Raw genomic sequence first — 14,598 nt, 5'->3', positions numbered from 1 at the left:
TTTAAAAGTTTAAAACACTTTAGTTCGCTAATATACTACCATGATAAAGATTTAGTTGTAAGTCTACACTTCGCTTTAAAAACTGTCAACCCATTCACTTAAAATTCTTGTTTCATTTTAGTAGTTAAGAAATCGGATTTCAGGGAATAGTATGTAGAAATAAATCCATACATATGAAAGGACGGAATGCTCCTTGTTTAATCGCATCTTTTTTTTAGCAATCATTATTGGTGTACCGCTTTCTGTGTTTGGCAGCATGCAGCATTGGCCTGCGGTCATTCTTTTCGTGATCTATTGTGCCACGATCGTAGCACTTGCCGGTTATATGGGACGTGCAACCGAAAGTTTAGCTATTGTCGCTGGACCCCGGATCGGCGGACTGCTTAACGCCACCTTTGGAAACGCTGTTGAACTTATCATCTCTATTTTTGCCTTAAAAGAGGGCCTCATAAGTGTAGTATTAGCGTCATTGACAGGTTCTGTACTCGGGAATCTTTTACTTGTCGGCGGATTGTCCTTTTTTGTAGGAGGATTAAAGTATAAACAGCAAAAGTTCAACATCTATGATGCTAGGCATAATGCTGGGTTATTAATTTTTGCTGTTGTGGTCGCTTTTGTTTTCCCTGAGGTCTTTTCCTATAATTTGAACGACGCGGACTCACTTACGTTAAGTGTCTGGGTTTCTGTCATCATGATCATCCTTTATTTAGCTGCCTTATTCTTTAAACTTGTAACTCACCGCGGGGTTTACCAAACGGAACATGATGAATCACATTCAGATGAAGTGGCAGAATGGAGCAAATGGAAAGCACTTATTATCCTTGCTCTTGCAACGATTGCGGTAGCATATGTATCTGAGAAGCTGGTTCATACGTTTGAGGAAGTGGGAGAAACATTAGGTTGGAGCGAAGTCTTTATCGGGGTTATCATTGTAGCAATCGTAGGTAACGCCGCAGAACACGCCTCCGCCATCATCATGGCATATAAGAATAAGATGAATATTGCTGTGGAAATTGCAATCGGGTCAACATTACAGATCGCGATGTTTGTCGCACCATTGCTTGTGCTGGTTTCTCTGTTTTTTGAAAAATCGATGTCCCTTGTATTCACCTTGCCAGAACTAGTAGCAATGGTCCTTTCTGTCTTCCTCACGATTTCTTTAACAAGCGACGGGGACACAAACTGGTTTGAAGGATTAACACTTTTAGCAGCTTATCTGATCATGGGTGTCGGCTTTTATCTTCTATAATATGTATATGGATGAACGCGGTGAAGGGAGTTAAGTCCTTCGCCGTTTTCTTTTGCACTTTCATAAATCATAACCTGTTAAGAGATGATATTCGACGTCGTTACAAGTTAACGATTAAAGTATAAGTGCAGCTATGGCTGACGGAAAAAGACCGAGCCTAGTTTTCTTAAGCAAAATAGGAATAAATAGGGCTGATGTTTGATAAAGTTTAGAATAAGGACAAGTTTTGAGGCGGTGTGATGATGGAGAATTACTTATCGATCGGGTCTTTTCCGGTAAAGATGGTGTGGCTTGCTATCTTAGGTGCAGCATTAATCGCGTATGGACTTTTGGGATTGAAACTGAGAAAAGAACCAGATAAAAAAGATCTGCTGGACGTTTTGAGTAATGGAGTAGTGCTTTGTTGGTTCGTGTGGAAAATCAGCTATGCTGTTTTACATCCTATCCTTACCGTTAAACAGCCTTTTAACCTTTTGTATTTTAGTGGAGGAGAAACAGGCCTTGTTTTAGGAATTATTGCTACGCTTTTGTACCTTTTACGGACCTCTGGAAAATGTGAACTGGACAGGGGCAGAGTTTTCTATGCTGGGATTTTAGGCCTAACCCTATTTTTCACGTTTTATTATGGAGCTCAATATATATCAGCTTCACTATTAGCAGATGGCTTGATTTCACTGTTCTTCGCGTTGCTTTCTATCTACTTATATACTTTGGGTTCATTTGAGTTAAGAAAAACTGTGCTTTCTATGCTTGTAACAGCCCTTTTCTTTTCAGCACTTACCAACTCACCGCTTGGAGGCAAGAAGGAGGATGCAAAAGCAGTCGCAGCTGTTGCATCTGGAATCAAACCTGGAAACCGTGCACCTGATTTTGAACTTCAAACGATTGAAGGAGATACGATAAAGCTTTCTGATTTAAGAGGCAAAGTGGTATTTGTTAACCTTTGGGCAACATGGTGTCCTCCTTGCCGCGCAGAGATGCCTGAAATGGTTCGTTATTATAAAGATCACTCTTCAAAAGATATCGAAGTGCTTGCCGTTAACTTAACAGACAGCGATTCCGAAAAAGAAGTAAAAAAGTTTGCACAAGACTTTAATCTTAACTTCCCTATCCTTCTAGACCCTGAAGGGAAAGTCGGCGATACTTATAAAACCGTTACGATTCCTACCACTTTTATTATTGATAAAAAAGGGATCATTAAGCAGAAGCACATTGGACCGATGAGTTATGAAATGATGGAAGACTTTTATCAGGCCGCTAAATAAAATACACGAAAAAGCTGGAGTATGTACCTATATAGGAATATAACCAGCTTTTATGTACGTTTGCTATAAAAATCAAACCCTCTCGAACAAATAAAGCTTTGCATTTTCAGGCCTGCCGAGTCTTGGTCCCTTAAAGCCCCGACGGATCAGCTCTTTACGCATAAACATCATGAGGGCACCATGACTGACTACTAATGCGTTCTGTTCTCCCTCTTCTAAAATGCGGTCAATTATTTTAGATACACGCTTTTCCACATCTGTTCTTCGCTCAAGCTGGGATTTATGGTTAAAGAACCATGCTGTACGTATACAAAGCGGATAAAGGATCATCGGAATCCTGATCTCTCTTTTAAAGAATGGATACACCGGAATCTCGCGAAGTTCATCCGTTTTGATCAATTCTCCTTGATAGATCTTTTCTGCCGTATATTCTGCTCTTCGAACCGTACTTGAATAGCACTTTTCCCATGTAATGTCCCCTAGATCAACTTCTGTCTCTTCCACATCTGATGCTTCATACTCTTTCATCCATTGATCAAATTCAGTTGGTGTGATCCATTTTTCAGTCGGGTACCCCCGTGTCACTTTAAAGTGACGTACCAGTCCAATCTTCATCTCATATCACTGCTCTCTTTTCTTTATGAATCTTGATTGTTTTCTGCCATATCTTTTAAAGCTCTGGCCCTTTGCACTAAAAAGTTTGTCATATATTTTTCCAGGAACAGCCAATCTGCTAATCTGCCAACCCACCCAAATGGGGATTTGTAATGAAAGTGGTCGATCATAACTGTTCCGTTATCTGTTGGTTTGAAGGTGTGTGTGTGGATAAAAGAATGAAAGGCTCCCTCCACCATCACATCTATGAACATATGTGGTCTTTCCATCTCCATGATCTTAGCTGTAAGTCTTTGTTTCACACCTAAGTGCACAGCTTCCCATGTTACATAGTCTCCTTTTTCCATAAGACCTGATGTATTCCCCCCAACAGCTCTTTCCTTAGTATGGGCAGTTGTTAGTGTATGTACGTCCACGTTTCGAGCAAGGTCGAAACATACTTCCGCTGAAGCTTTTATAAATTCACGATGTTCGATTATAGGCATAAAATTAATCTCGCTTTCCTAACGATTAAAAACACCCCACATTGGTGAGGTGCTGCACTTGGCATTACTTTTTAACTATTCTACGCGTAAAAGGAAATTCCTTCACTTATTTGGTCCTTAAAAAAGGCAGTCAGATCTGGCAGAGTAAAATAGCTTCGATAATCTTCGTTCAATCCAAAAACATCTTTGACATACATGATGCCGAGTTGCTCTCGTTCATCAAATAGTATTAAGCCATAGCCATCCCGCATTGTAAAAATGACAGGACACCCCAACTTTAAGCGGTACATAAACTGCTCCTGGTTTTCAATTGGTATTAATGACTCCCGTGTATAAATCGGTCCTAAAAACCACTGTTTGACTTTATCTTTAATACCCATGTCATTCACCCCGCTTATTTCATCATATGCGGGTGCAGTTTATTGTTACATCCGGTTTATTCCAGTAATTTTTTTCTTGAAAAATTTTATGTAAGCCTTTTTAAATGATCATGTTGTTTCATTAGGAGCATAAAAAAGAATCTCTCCTTTTCAAGAGAGATTCTCATTTTTATTCATTCACTAATCTTTTAGCTTCCTCAAACTCACGCTGAATGGCTTCATTAGGTTCCTTCGTTAAAAGGCTGACAATAACGATTGCAAGAGCACCTGCAATGAAACCTGGAATGATCTCATATACATCCGCAAATGCCGGGATCAGCTCCCACACGATTACAGTGATGGCACCTACTATAATACCTGCAAAAGCAGCCCATTTCGTCATGCGTTTCCAATATAAACTTAACAAGACAACCGGTCCGAACGCTGCTCCAAATCCTGCCCATGCATAACCAACAAGATTTAAGATCGTTTCACTCGGATTAATCGCTAATACAAATGCGATGATTGCAATGACCAGAACGGCTAATCGGCCAATGAATACGAGCTCCTTATCAGAAGCTGAACGCTTAACAAACGCTTTATAAAAATCCTCTGTCAGCGCACTGGACGTTACAAGCAACTGTGAAGAAATCGTACTCATTACAGCAGCAAGAATAGCAGCTAACAAGAACCCCGTAATGATCGGATGGAACAGGATTTCAGATAACAAGATAAATACCGTCTCGGCTTTCGCCTCTCCTAGAGGTGCACCCGTTTGATTGAAATAAGCAATTCCTACAAGTCCTGTGAACATCGCTCCAACGATTGAGAAAATCATCCAGCCCATACCGATTCGTCTCGCACTCTTCATTTCTTTTACAGAAGTGATTGCCATAAAACGAACGATGATATGAGGCTGTCCAAAATATCCAAGACCCCAAGCAAGCAAAGAGATAATACCGATTAAGCTTGTCCCTGTAAATGCATCCAATAAAGCAGGGTTTATGCTTTCGATTTCGTTAAATGTTGCATCCCATCCGCCAACTTTTAAAATGGTAACAAAAGGAACGAGAATAAGTGCTAAAAACATGATGGCACCTTGTACAAAGTCTGTGTAGCTTACAGCTAAGAAGCCGCCGAATAAAGTATAAATGATAACTACACCAGCAGTAATAATCATTCCCCACATGTAGCCTGTATCAAAAGCTGTTTCAAAAAGCTGGCCTCCAGCAACCATTCCTGATGATGTGTAAAAAGTAAAAAAGATAATAATTACTAATGCTGAAGTGATTCTCAGAATTCTAGATGTGTCTTTAAAGCGATTCTCAAAATAATCTGGTATCGTAATTGAATTATTTGATACTTCTGTGTACGTTCTTAATCGTGGTGCAACATATAACCAGTTTAAGTAAGCACCTATACATAAACCTACTACAATCCAGCCTGCACTTAATCCAGAAATATACATAGCACCTGGCAGTCCCATTAACAGCCAGCCACTCATATCTGAAGCCCCTGCACTTAATGCAGTGACAGCTGGTCCTAGGTCTCTGCCGCCAAGCATGTAATCTGTAAGGTTGGATGTTTTTTTATATGCATACAGTCCTATAAGAACCATACCAATCATATAAACACTGATCGAAAAAATAACACCATAATCCATAATTGGTTTTCCTCCTGTTCTCTCTCGTTGTTAGAGCGCTTTCAATTTTTATAAAATTTCAAAAAGGAACATTTTTATTATAAAGACATTTTTCGACAAAGGGAATAAAAACTTTTTGGTAAAAAGGCAAAAAAAACTGACACCCATCAAAAAGGCGTTTGGGCGCCAGTTTAAAAACTTCTTATAGTTTCTTTCGTCTTAACCGTTTTACTTTCACAAAATGATTAGTAAACTGATCCAGCTCTTCGTCTCGATAGATGTAGAAAAATCGGTGGTGATGGCCGTCTTTCATCTCTGTCAGATCACACTTCATGTGGTCATCAAGTTCTTTACGCGTCAGTTCGACCGTATACATCTTGCCGTGACTTGGGATATCCAGTTGGATCTCGTTTAAAAAATGGAGTTCTTTAAATAGATAAATAGAAGTATCAAGGAGAAATTCACAGATTAAGTCTTCTGTTCCAAAGTAGTGTTGAAAGTGTTCGCGTGTAAACGCAATATGAGGTACTTGACGCTTGTAGGTAGAATAATCGCCGTAAAAAACCAGCTTAGCACGTTGGCTTTGTAGTTCATAATGCTTCAAAAGTCCATGGCCTTTCATTTTTGACACAGCGGTCCGGAAACGATACGTATCACGGGCAGCCAGCTGTTCGGCCTTACTTTGTGGATGGGACGCCTTAGGTGCATGCTGAGATTGACAGTTATCTTCTACTAGGTGCCCAATTTTAAATGTATTCTTCATAAAAACGATCGAGAATGATTTCCTTCTCATAGTATGCGCCTCCAGCTTTCGCTTTTTTGCCTGTTTTTAGTATACGACGAAAACAAAGAAAACCCAAGAGGGGAACATCCGACAAATTTCTAGCTGTTTTCTATTTCCCTCTTTGATCGTTCTTCTTTTGTATAAATAACCTGCATGGGATTGCCGCCAACAAATGATCCTGCAGGTACATTTTTGTGGACAAGTGTTCCGGCTGATACGATCGCACCGTTGCCTATCGTAACACCCGGCAGAATCGTGGAATTCGCACCGATCATCACTTCATCCCCCACGATAACATCACCAAGACGGTATTCTTTTATTAAATATTCGTGCGCTAGAATCGTTGTATTATAGCCGATAACACAGTTGTTCCCTACCGTTATTCGTTCAGGAAACATGATATCAGGCATGACCATCAATGCAAATGCTGTACCCTCTCCGACTTTCATCCTCAAGAAGGTCCGATAAAGCCAGTTTTTCACCGGTAAAAATGGCGTATAACGGGCGATTTGAATAGCTATGAAATTTTTTACAACTTTCCAGAAGGGAACCGTATCATATACTTGATACAATGAGTTCCTTCCCTTAACAGGATAACGCTCCGTATTACGCACTTATCTCTCTCCTAAAACATCCAGTAAATCCGTCATCTCATTCAGCATGTAATCAGGATTAAACTGCTGCAAATAATCATTGCCTCGAATCGTCCAAGCCACACCAGCTGTTAATGTACCGGCATTTTGTCCAGCAAGGATATCATACTTGCTGTCCCCTACCATGATGGCGTGTTCTGGAGATGACTGTAATAATGTTAATGCCTTTAGAATCGGTTCAGGATCGGGCTTTGCTTTTTCAACATCATCAAGCGTAACGACCGTTTCGAAGAATTTATCGAGCCCAACAAGCTTCAATCCCATTTCAACCGTGTTTCTCATTTTAGTCGTTACGATGCCCAGCTTGTAGCCCTTGTTATACAATTTTTCTACGGTTTCAAAAACTCCTTTAAACTCAGTCACAAGCTCATCGTGATGTGAGATGTTATGTTCCCGGTAGGTTTGAACCAATTCCTGAACCTTCTCTTTATCAAACTGTTCCATGGTTTCGACAAGAGGCATCCCCATTAAAGGCAGGATATGCTCCCGATTGTATTGTTCAGGAAAATACTTATCGAGTGTATACAAAAAAGAAGCGATAATCAGTTCATTTGTGTTAATTAGGGTTCCGTCCAGATCAAATAGTATTGTGTCGCGTTTCATGTTGAAAATCCTCTCTTGTTAAACTATTTTTCCGCTCCATCTTGTTCCAGAAGTAAGCGACTGTTATGGTAAGAACGATTGCTGTTACAAGTCTAATGATCAAAAGCGGCAGTATCGGAATACCAAGTGGAACAAAAACAAGTGTATCTTCCACTACTGCATGACAGCTTACAAGAAAGATAAAGGCTAGATACAGGTCTTTCTTAGATACACCGTCCTCTTTTGCAGCCTGCATCATCACGCCAGCACCGTACGCTAGACCGATCGTAAGCCCTGCAGCCATTGTCATCGATGTGTTTTCTTTCATCCCTAACAGTTTCATAGCGGGTGACATCCAATTTGAAAACTTGTTGAGCCAGCCTTTGTCCTTCATAAATTGCAAGATGATCATGAGCGGAATCACGATAAGTGCCAGCTGCAAGATGCCCAGTGATGCTTTTTCAAGAGCAGCCAGTGTAATTTCTCCCCATCCATTCGGAGCCGATTCAGGCTTAGAGATGAAACCGTACTGAGCAACTTCTGTTCCGCCATCCCATAAAAGGTTGATCATAAATGCCGAGAATAAAGCCAATCCAATACGTACAAGCAGGATGACCCATAACTTAATGCCAACACTCGCTGCAACGCCTGATTCGATAAAAAGATTATGAGAGAACGATAGCATCACAGCTAAGATAAATACATCTTGCACCGTTAGCGAATCAAGCGTTAAGATACCGCCAATCCCGGCATAAAGGTTTAAAAAATTACCGAGTACGAGCGGAATTGCCGCTTCACCCGGAAGTCCGATCCACTTCATAGCAGGTGAGATCACTGATATAAGCCAATCCAAAACAGGGGTATAACTTAACAGCGTGATGATCAGCGTTACCGGGAAAATGATTTTACCCAGCGTCCAAGTGGTTTTCAAGCCTGCAAGTGTGCCCTTTTTTAGTATCCCCACTTTTCATTCGCCCTCCTTAGCTTTCTAAATAACGTTTTTCAGCCAAGCCTGATTTTCTTCTATATACCCAAAGAACGACTGCAACAGCAATCCACAATAAGCTCATGACTTGAGCAATTCGAAGTGACTCTGTCAGCATCAAGCTATCCGTACGCAAACCTTCAACGAAGAAACGGCCTACTGAATACCAGATCAGATAGGTTAAGAACAATTCTCCCCTGTGTAGATTGACTCTTCTTAAAGAAAGAAGCACAATAACACCAAGGAAATTCCAGAGAGACTCGTAAAGAAAAGTTGGATGATAGTATGCGCCATCAATATACATTTGATTAATGATAAAGTCGGGCAGCATCAAAGACTCTAAAAAGCCTCTTGTTACCTCTCCTCCATGAGCTTCTTGATTCATAAAGTTACCCCAGCGACCAATCGCCTGGCCAAGCAAAATACTTGGAGCTGCAATATCAACAAGTTTCCAGAAAGAAATGCCTCTTTTTTTAGAAAAAATAAGTCCAGTTAAAAACGAACCGATCAATGCACCATGTATTGCGATTCCGCCTTCCCAAACCGCTAAAATCTTACCCGGATTATCTTTATAGAAATCCCATTCAAACGCGACATAATACAGTCTCGCAGAAAGAATTGCTACAGGTACTGCAATCATTACAACATCAACAAACGTGTCCTTTGATAGACCGCGTCTCTCTGATTCTCTAACTGCTAGCCAAAGGCCGAGCATAGCTCCTAAGCCTATGATAAGGCCATACCAATAGATCGTAATAGGCCCTAACTCCAGTGCTACACGGTCCAAGGGTTGAATCGATTGTTCCAAAGTCTCCACTTCCTTTTAGTTCTTATAGGTCTTCGTCATCTCCAGCTTCAATCACATCCGTTAAGCGATCGGAAAATTGCTGTGCAGCATTCATGCCCATCCGTTTTAAACGGAAGTTCATCGCTGCCACTTCAATAATTACAGCCAAGTTTCGACCAGGACGAACTGGTATCGTCAAAATCGGAATCTCCGTATCAATGATCTTAGTTGTCTCTTCTTCCAATCCTAGCCGGTCATACACCTTCTTAGAATCCCAAGCTTCAAGATTCATAACAATAGAGATCTTTTTGTAGTTTCGGATTGCTCCCGCACCAAAAAGCGTCATCACATTAATGATCCCCAGACCTCTGATTTCCAGCAGGTGCTGAATCAATTCCGGTGCACTTCCAATAAGCGTATCTTCGTCTTCTTGTCTGATTTCAACAGAATCGTCTGCAACCAATCTGTGACCGCGCTTCACAAGTTCAAGCGCGGTTTCACTCTTACCAACTCCTGAGTTACCTGTAATCAAAACGCCAATCCCATATATATCGACAAGTACACCATGCTTGGCAGTTGTGGGTGCCAGACGGCTCTCAAGATAGTTGGTGATACGGCTAGAAAGACGGGTTGTTGTTACAGGTGAACGCATAATCGGCACACCGCTTTTATGAGAAGCCTTAAGCAGCTCCTTAGGCACTTCGATATCACGGGAAACAATGATTCCCGGCGTCTCATCTGTACAAAGCGCTGATAAACGCTCCATCCGTGTATCAGGATCAAGCTCTGAAATGAACGAAAGCTCGGTCTTCCCTAATAATTGAAGACGCTCTCCTGGATAAAATGTAAAATACCCAGCCATCTCAAGCCCAGGCCGTGAAATATCACTCGTTCGAATCGTACGGTGGATACCTTCTTCACCACTAACGAGCTCTAGTTGAAATTTTTTAATTAATTCATGAATATGTACCTTCGCCATAGGGTCCTCCTCGACTTTTTCCAATGTCACTATTGTATCACTTCAACCCCGTATAACCAAAAGGTACACACGGTTATTTAATGATCTTTCGTCCAAGTATATACATGCACGGGTATCGTGTTAAACGTCGTCTCCTTTTGAAGAGACATTCCTAATTTTTTTGCTACTTTAATGGAGTTTATGTTATTTCTCTGAATCAAGCAGATAAGCCGTTGCAGTCCAAGCTCTTCGGAAGCATAATGCTTAAAAAAACCTGCCGCTTCTACTGCAAATCCTTGGCCCCAATATTTTTTGGCAAGCCAATAACCGATCTCAAACTCTTTCTTGCCATCTACTGTCTGTTGAACGATTCCAGCGTGCCCTAGTGGAAACCCTGTTTCTTTATGAAGAAGAAGATAAAGTCCTCTTCCTTCACGATAGCCAGGAAGCAGCCATTCTTCAAAACTTTTTCGAGCTTCTTCCTGAGACCGAGTGACACCTTTGCCAATATAGCGAACTACATCCGGATCTGCCCATAATGAGGCGAAGAAGGAAAAATCATCTGGATGGTATCTTTTAATATGAAGCCGTCCTGTTTCCATAAGTATCCGCTCCCTGATTAAATATAGCCGTTTGTACAGTACAAACGGCCTCCGAATCAATTTACATCTATTAAAATTTTATCATGAACAGAAAGTTTTTTGCTTGGTTTCGTTAAACAATTATTCAACCTGATGTTTCCAGCCTTTATTTTGTTTGTAATTTCAGTACGGCTCCATCCTTCGATGTGGTCGGCAAGGGTACAGTCTAATCGAAAGTTTCCGGCGACTCCTAAGATTTTAATTTCAATGGTTTCTATCGGATTAATTGTAATCTTTTCCCCAGGCTCGATGGCTTTAAATTCTGTAGGTACAAGCGAAGCTGGGTCAACATGGTCGGAAAATGTCTTGTAGATATCGAGCTTTTTGTTCCATGAGTGGTTTTCCGGACATTTATAGATGGCAAATTGATAGATATTTTTCCCGTTGGCATTATGTCTCCGGATCGTAGTATCTGTGAATAGGGTTACTTTACCGCACATCTTACATTGTTTTTTTACTGAATCAGCTTTTCTTTGTTGCTGAAGTACTAATGAATATTGTTGAATTTGCATCATTTATTCACCTCGAAAATTAGTAACGAGGGAATACAGCTTCTATTTGAAAGTCTTGCAGAACGAAAAAAAGCTCCCCTTATAACAAGGAGAGCTTAGTAAACACGCAGTAAAAAATTAACGGACTGCAGTTCGCTGTATTTCCTCTGTAATGGGATGTAGACAGACTTCTCCCGTGGTCAAAAACAAACTGTTTTTTAACGGCTGAGAAGCGATCCAATTGTTTTCCATTACAGATTAGTTGTTGGCATACAGGTCACTGAAGTTCCTTTCTTTCAAATAGATTATTTTTAGCTTACCATAAATAGAATAATTTGGGAATAGGAGATTAGTCATACCTCACCTCCCTTTACATGAGTTGTACTCCTCAGGTGAACACGGAAATTGCAATTGTGGATTTATCATCAATATTTCTTGAATTCTTACTAAAATATCTGGAATTATTGCATGTTTTTCTGGAATTATCTATAAATTTTCTTGAATTATTTAGCCGTATATACCGCCGCCATGGATTTTCCAGGAAGAAAAGATGCCTCACTTTTCTTAAAATAGCTGAAAATCCTAGAAAAAAATACCTCCCGCTAGATTGCGAGAGGTATTTGCATCATTATTTGTAGATTACGATTGAACCAACTGATTTGTCTTTCGCTTGTCCGTTAACGCGAACCTTCAAACCATAGTTTGTAATGTTGCGCCCAGCGTCATCCATATATGGATTCTTAAATGACTTGCTGTCATCGAACAGTGATACAGCAGACTGGCTAGCAAGGTTTAATGTTTGTACACCAGGATAGTTTAAATTCAGACCAGATGTACGGTCTAAACCAAACGCAGCATCAGCAATATGGAAGCGGCTGCTTGCTTGAGCTGGCTCTTTACCTACAACGTTCCATTGAAGATCAGTGTTCACGTGAGCGTCAACTACTCCAAGGAATCCATCTCCTGGGTGAACGCCTGTCCAGTTTTCTGTGTAAGACGGGTCAACATACCATACAACGAGACCGCCATCATAGCTCATTAGAGACTGACCACGCTTGATATTCTTAAGACCCATATCTACTCCGGCATGATTTCTCCACTCAAGTAAATAGTAGTGATCACCATAACGGTATCCATCTGATTTATCAAACCCTTTGTGATTGAACGAGCTTGTACCCTCTGCTCCATCTTCAAACACCGTAGCACCATCAGCAGTTACTTTTACATTATCTACATAGAAACCTTCTTCACTAGTTCCCCAGTCCGTAATGTAACGGAACTTTAGTTGTACCTTTTGTCCTGCGTATGCAGAAAGATCAAACTCTTGTGCCGTCCAGCCATTTGAGCTTCCCGTAAAACCAGGAAGGTTTGGAGCAATCGTTGGATACGCACCTGGAACTGGATTAGAAGTAGTGTTTGAATTTCCTAGAGACTTCCATGTTGCACCATTGTCAGTTGACACTTGAACAAATGCATAATCCCAGTCTTTTTCAATCTTGTACCAAGAATCAAAGTTTAATGTAGCCGATGTTTTTCCTGTAAGGTCAACAGTTGCTACCATGTTAGTGTCAATTTCATCGCCTACTCCACCAAAGTATTCGTAAGTACCTGTTTTAGGTGTATTTATTAACGTTTTCTTTTGTGGAAGATTTACTTTGATAGCTTGATTGTTTTGACCATTTGGCGAGTTACTTTGATCTAATAAGAACTGTGTTCCTTTAGATGATACTTCATCCCAATCTAATTCGGCTGTAGATGTCCAGTTACCTCCCAAATAAGATTGGAAATACGATTTAGCTGCAGGAGAGAATCCTGTAGGTTCTGTGCCTGCAATTTTCCCAGCCCACGAACCAGCTGACATAATAGACCAGTATCCTACTGGCTCACCAGTTCCAGAGTAAATTGTGTCATACTCATCCGGATATCCTAGATCGTGTCCATATTCATGAGCAAAAACTCCTGTAGCTCCATCTTCAGGCATCATCGTATAATCATAGAAACCTGGAAGGCCTTTACCTAGACCATCTGGATCATAGAATGATGCTGAACGGTGAGACCAGATTGCGTTGTCTGCAAGTGAACCACCACCTGCTTCTTGTCCCATCCCAGCATGAATAATCATTAAGTGATCAACAAGGCCGTCTGGCTCACGCAAGTTTCCATCACCATCTAAGTCATGTACATCTTCTTGGTCGTAGTCTTGAAGTGGGACACCTGCATTCTTAGCTGCAATTAATGTATCTTTAACTAACTGCTTAGATCCACCTGGCGCTACGTTATCATGTCCGCCTCTGTCTGCATCATCAGCTCCGTAAAAAGCAGCAGTACCAGGTACTTTTAACCAGCCATAAGCTTTACCTTCAACAGTATAAGAACCACCTGATTGCTCTTCATAATACTGCTTCATCGAAACTAGGTCTTCACCATTTGGTCCTTTAACACCATCATCACCAAAAATCATATCTTCATAATGTCCTAGAGTATAATCGCTGTAATAATTGTCTGTTTCACCTTTTTGTATATTATTGTGGACATAATCCGAATACTCTACATTAAGTACGAGTACTTTGTCTTTACGAACTACACCATTGTATTCCGTTTCTTTAACTGGTCCTGGATTACCTTTAAGATGGCCATTCTTATTTCCATCTCCGTTTAGCAAACCATTATTGAATTCTTTAAAGTCTTGTTGCTTCTCAGCTTCAGAAGCTTTTACTTTAGCTGCAAGCGGATCATTTCCTTTTGCTTCAGTATTTTTCCCCTTAAATTCAAGGTACTCATGCAATTCTGCTTCTTTTTGTTTCGCAGAAGCATCTTTAGAGATCACACCTCTTTTAATGAGTGAATCTAGTAATTTTTCCTCATTCACGATCGCTAGATCCAAACCAGAATGCGAGTGACTGTGATTGTGATTCCCTTTCAACACCTCATCTAACGCATTTTGTACTTTTGCATCAACTGTTCCAGCAAATAATGAAGATGATGCTAGTCCAATTGATAGACTGGTAGCAAGCAGAGTTTTACCCCAAACAATCTTCCCTTTCCCCATAACGTTCCCTCCTGTTTGACTAATATGAATATTCAGTTATTTATTTCTACTAA

Annotated in this window: 15 protein-coding genes; 2 read left to right on the top strand and 13 right to left on the bottom strand. The window is 40.6% G+C overall.

Annotation, left to right across the window (positions count from 1 at the left end; genetic code table 11):
• Nucleotides 1–193: 193 nt before the first annotated feature.
• Together cax and IEV52_RS04060 are read left to right on the top strand one after the other, a co-directional pair.
• Nucleotides 194–1,249, top strand: coding sequence for a calcium/proton exchanger (gene cax, locus IEV52_RS04065; protein ID WP_188401232.1), 1,056 nt, complete (start codon nt 194–196; stop codon nt 1,247–1,249).
• Between the two features lie 242 nt (nt 1,250–1,491).
• Nucleotides 1,492–2,514, top strand: a complete 1,023-nt coding sequence (locus tag IEV52_RS04060) for a TlpA disulfide reductase family protein (RefSeq protein WP_188401231.1) — start codon at nt 1,492–1,494, stop codon at nt 2,512–2,514.
• 72 nt (nt 2,515–2,586) lie between these two features.
• Here IEV52_RS04060 and IEV52_RS04055 read toward each other — a convergent pair whose 3' ends face one another.
• From IEV52_RS04055 to IEV52_RS03995, 13 genes are all read right to left on the bottom strand, one after another.
• Nucleotides 2,587–3,129 (bottom strand): histidine phosphatase family protein, encoded by a 543-nt coding sequence (locus IEV52_RS04055; protein ID WP_188401230.1) that lies wholly within the window; start codon nt 3,127–3,129, stop codon nt 2,587–2,589.
• Nucleotides 3,130–3,152: 23 nt separating this feature from the next.
• The gene (locus IEV52_RS04050) at nt 3,153–3,614 is read right to left on the bottom strand and encodes an SRPBCC family protein (protein WP_188401229.1); all 462 of its coding nucleotides are present in this window, start codon (nt 3,612–3,614) and stop codon (nt 3,153–3,155) included.
• Nucleotides 3,615–3,694: 80 nt separating this feature from the next.
• Nucleotides 3,695–3,994, bottom strand: coding sequence for a hypothetical protein (locus tag IEV52_RS04045; RefSeq protein ID WP_188401228.1), 300 nt, complete (start codon nt 3,992–3,994; stop codon nt 3,695–3,697).
• Between the two features lie 169 nt (nt 3,995–4,163).
• Nucleotides 4,164–5,636, bottom strand: coding sequence for a sodium/proline symporter PutP (gene putP, locus IEV52_RS04040; RefSeq protein WP_188401227.1), 1,473 nt, complete (start codon nt 5,634–5,636; stop codon nt 4,164–4,166).
• Between the two features lie 181 nt (nt 5,637–5,817).
• Nucleotides 5,818–6,408: a hypothetical protein gene (locus tag IEV52_RS04035; protein WP_188401226.1), complete on the bottom strand. Its 591-nt coding sequence runs from the start codon at nt 6,406–6,408 to the stop codon at nt 5,818–5,820.
• 89 nt (nt 6,409–6,497) lie between these two features.
• Nucleotides 6,498–7,013 (bottom strand): acyltransferase, encoded by a 516-nt coding sequence (locus IEV52_RS04030; protein ID WP_188401225.1) that lies wholly within the window; start codon nt 7,011–7,013, stop codon nt 6,498–6,500.
• Nucleotides 7,014–7,655, bottom strand: a complete 642-nt coding sequence (gene ppaX / locus IEV52_RS04025; RefSeq protein ID WP_188401224.1) for a pyrophosphatase PpaX — start codon at nt 7,653–7,655, stop codon at nt 7,014–7,016.
• Nucleotides 7,630–8,598 (bottom strand): nucleoside recognition domain-containing protein, encoded by a 969-nt coding sequence (locus IEV52_RS04020; protein WP_188401223.1) that lies wholly within the window; start codon nt 8,596–8,598, stop codon nt 7,630–7,632. The genes ppaX and IEV52_RS04020 overlap by 26 nt, the downstream gene beginning before the upstream one ends.
• A 16-nt stretch (nt 8,599–8,614) precedes the next feature.
• A complete protein-coding gene (lgt, locus tag IEV52_RS04015; protein ID WP_188402240.1) occupies nt 8,615–9,427 on the bottom strand; it encodes a prolipoprotein diacylglyceryl transferase in 813 nt (270 codons plus the stop codon).
• A 22-nt stretch (nt 9,428–9,449) separates the two neighbouring features.
• Entirely contained in the window at nt 9,450–10,385 is a 936-nt protein-coding gene (gene hprK / locus IEV52_RS04010; protein ID WP_188401222.1) for an HPr(Ser) kinase/phosphatase, read from the bottom strand.
• Between the two features lie 77 nt (nt 10,386–10,462).
• Nucleotides 10,463–10,966: a GNAT family N-acetyltransferase gene (locus IEV52_RS04005; RefSeq protein ID WP_188401221.1), complete on the bottom strand. Its 504-nt coding sequence runs from the start codon at nt 10,964–10,966 to the stop codon at nt 10,463–10,465.
• Between the two features lie 56 nt (nt 10,967–11,022).
• Complete coding sequence (locus IEV52_RS04000) at nt 11,023–11,517, bottom strand: DUF1062 domain-containing protein (protein ID WP_188401220.1); 495 nt, start codon at nt 11,515–11,517, stop codon at nt 11,023–11,025.
• Nucleotides 11,518–12,124: 607 nt separating this feature from the next.
• Nucleotides 12,125–14,545, bottom strand: coding sequence for an immune inhibitor A domain-containing protein (locus tag IEV52_RS03995; protein WP_188401219.1), 2,421 nt, complete (start codon nt 14,543–14,545; stop codon nt 12,125–12,127).
• Nucleotides 14,546–14,598: the final 53 nt, after the last annotated feature.

This window comes from Fictibacillus barbaricus, from assembly GCF_014635025.1.
Taxonomy (GTDB): Bacteria; Bacillota; Bacilli; order Bacillales; family Fictibacillaceae; genus Fictibacillus; species Fictibacillus barbaricus.
Note: the sequence above shows the minus strand (reverse complement) of the source record. Positions and strands in the feature narration are given on the sequence as shown.

What these genes read in the sequence shown, in the direction of transcription:
- ppaX (WP_188401224.1), bottom strand. Translation starts at nt 7,655, where the DNA reads ATGAAACGCGACACAATACTATTTGATCTGGACGGAACCCTAATTAAC.
- IEV52_RS04055 (WP_188401230.1), bottom strand. Translation starts at nt 3,129, where the DNA reads ATGAAGATTGGACTGGTACGTCACTTTAAAGTGACACGGGGGTACCCG.
- IEV52_RS04045 (WP_188401228.1), bottom strand. Translation starts at nt 3,994, where the DNA reads ATGGGTATTAAAGATAAAGTCAAACAGTGGTTTTTAGGACCGATTTAT.
- IEV52_RS04060 (WP_188401231.1), top strand. Translation starts at nt 1,492, where the DNA reads ATGGAGAATTACTTATCGATCGGGTCTTTTCCGGTAAAGATGGTGTGG.
- putP (WP_188401227.1), bottom strand. Translation starts at nt 5,636, where the DNA reads ATGGATTATGGTGTTATTTTTTCGATCAGTGTTTATATGATTGGTATG.
- IEV52_RS04005 (WP_188401221.1), bottom strand. Translation starts at nt 10,966, where the DNA reads ATGGAAACAGGACGGCTTCATATTAAAAGATACCATCCAGATGATTTT.
- IEV52_RS03995 (WP_188401219.1), bottom strand. Translation starts at nt 14,545, where the DNA reads ATGGGGAAAGGGAAGATTGTTTGGGGTAAAACTCTGCTTGCTACCAGT.
- hprK (WP_188401222.1), bottom strand. Translation starts at nt 10,385, where the DNA reads ATGGCGAAGGTACATATTCATGAATTAATTAAAAAATTTCAACTAGAG.
- IEV52_RS04000 (WP_188401220.1), bottom strand. Translation starts at nt 11,517, where the DNA reads ATGCAAATTCAACAATATTCATTAGTACTTCAGCAACAAAGAAAAGCT.
- IEV52_RS04035 (WP_188401226.1), bottom strand. Translation starts at nt 6,408, where the DNA reads ATGAGAAGGAAATCATTCTCGATCGTTTTTATGAAGAATACATTTAAA.
- IEV52_RS04050 (WP_188401229.1), bottom strand. Translation starts at nt 3,614, where the DNA reads ATGCCTATAATCGAACATCGTGAATTTATAAAAGCTTCAGCGGAAGTA.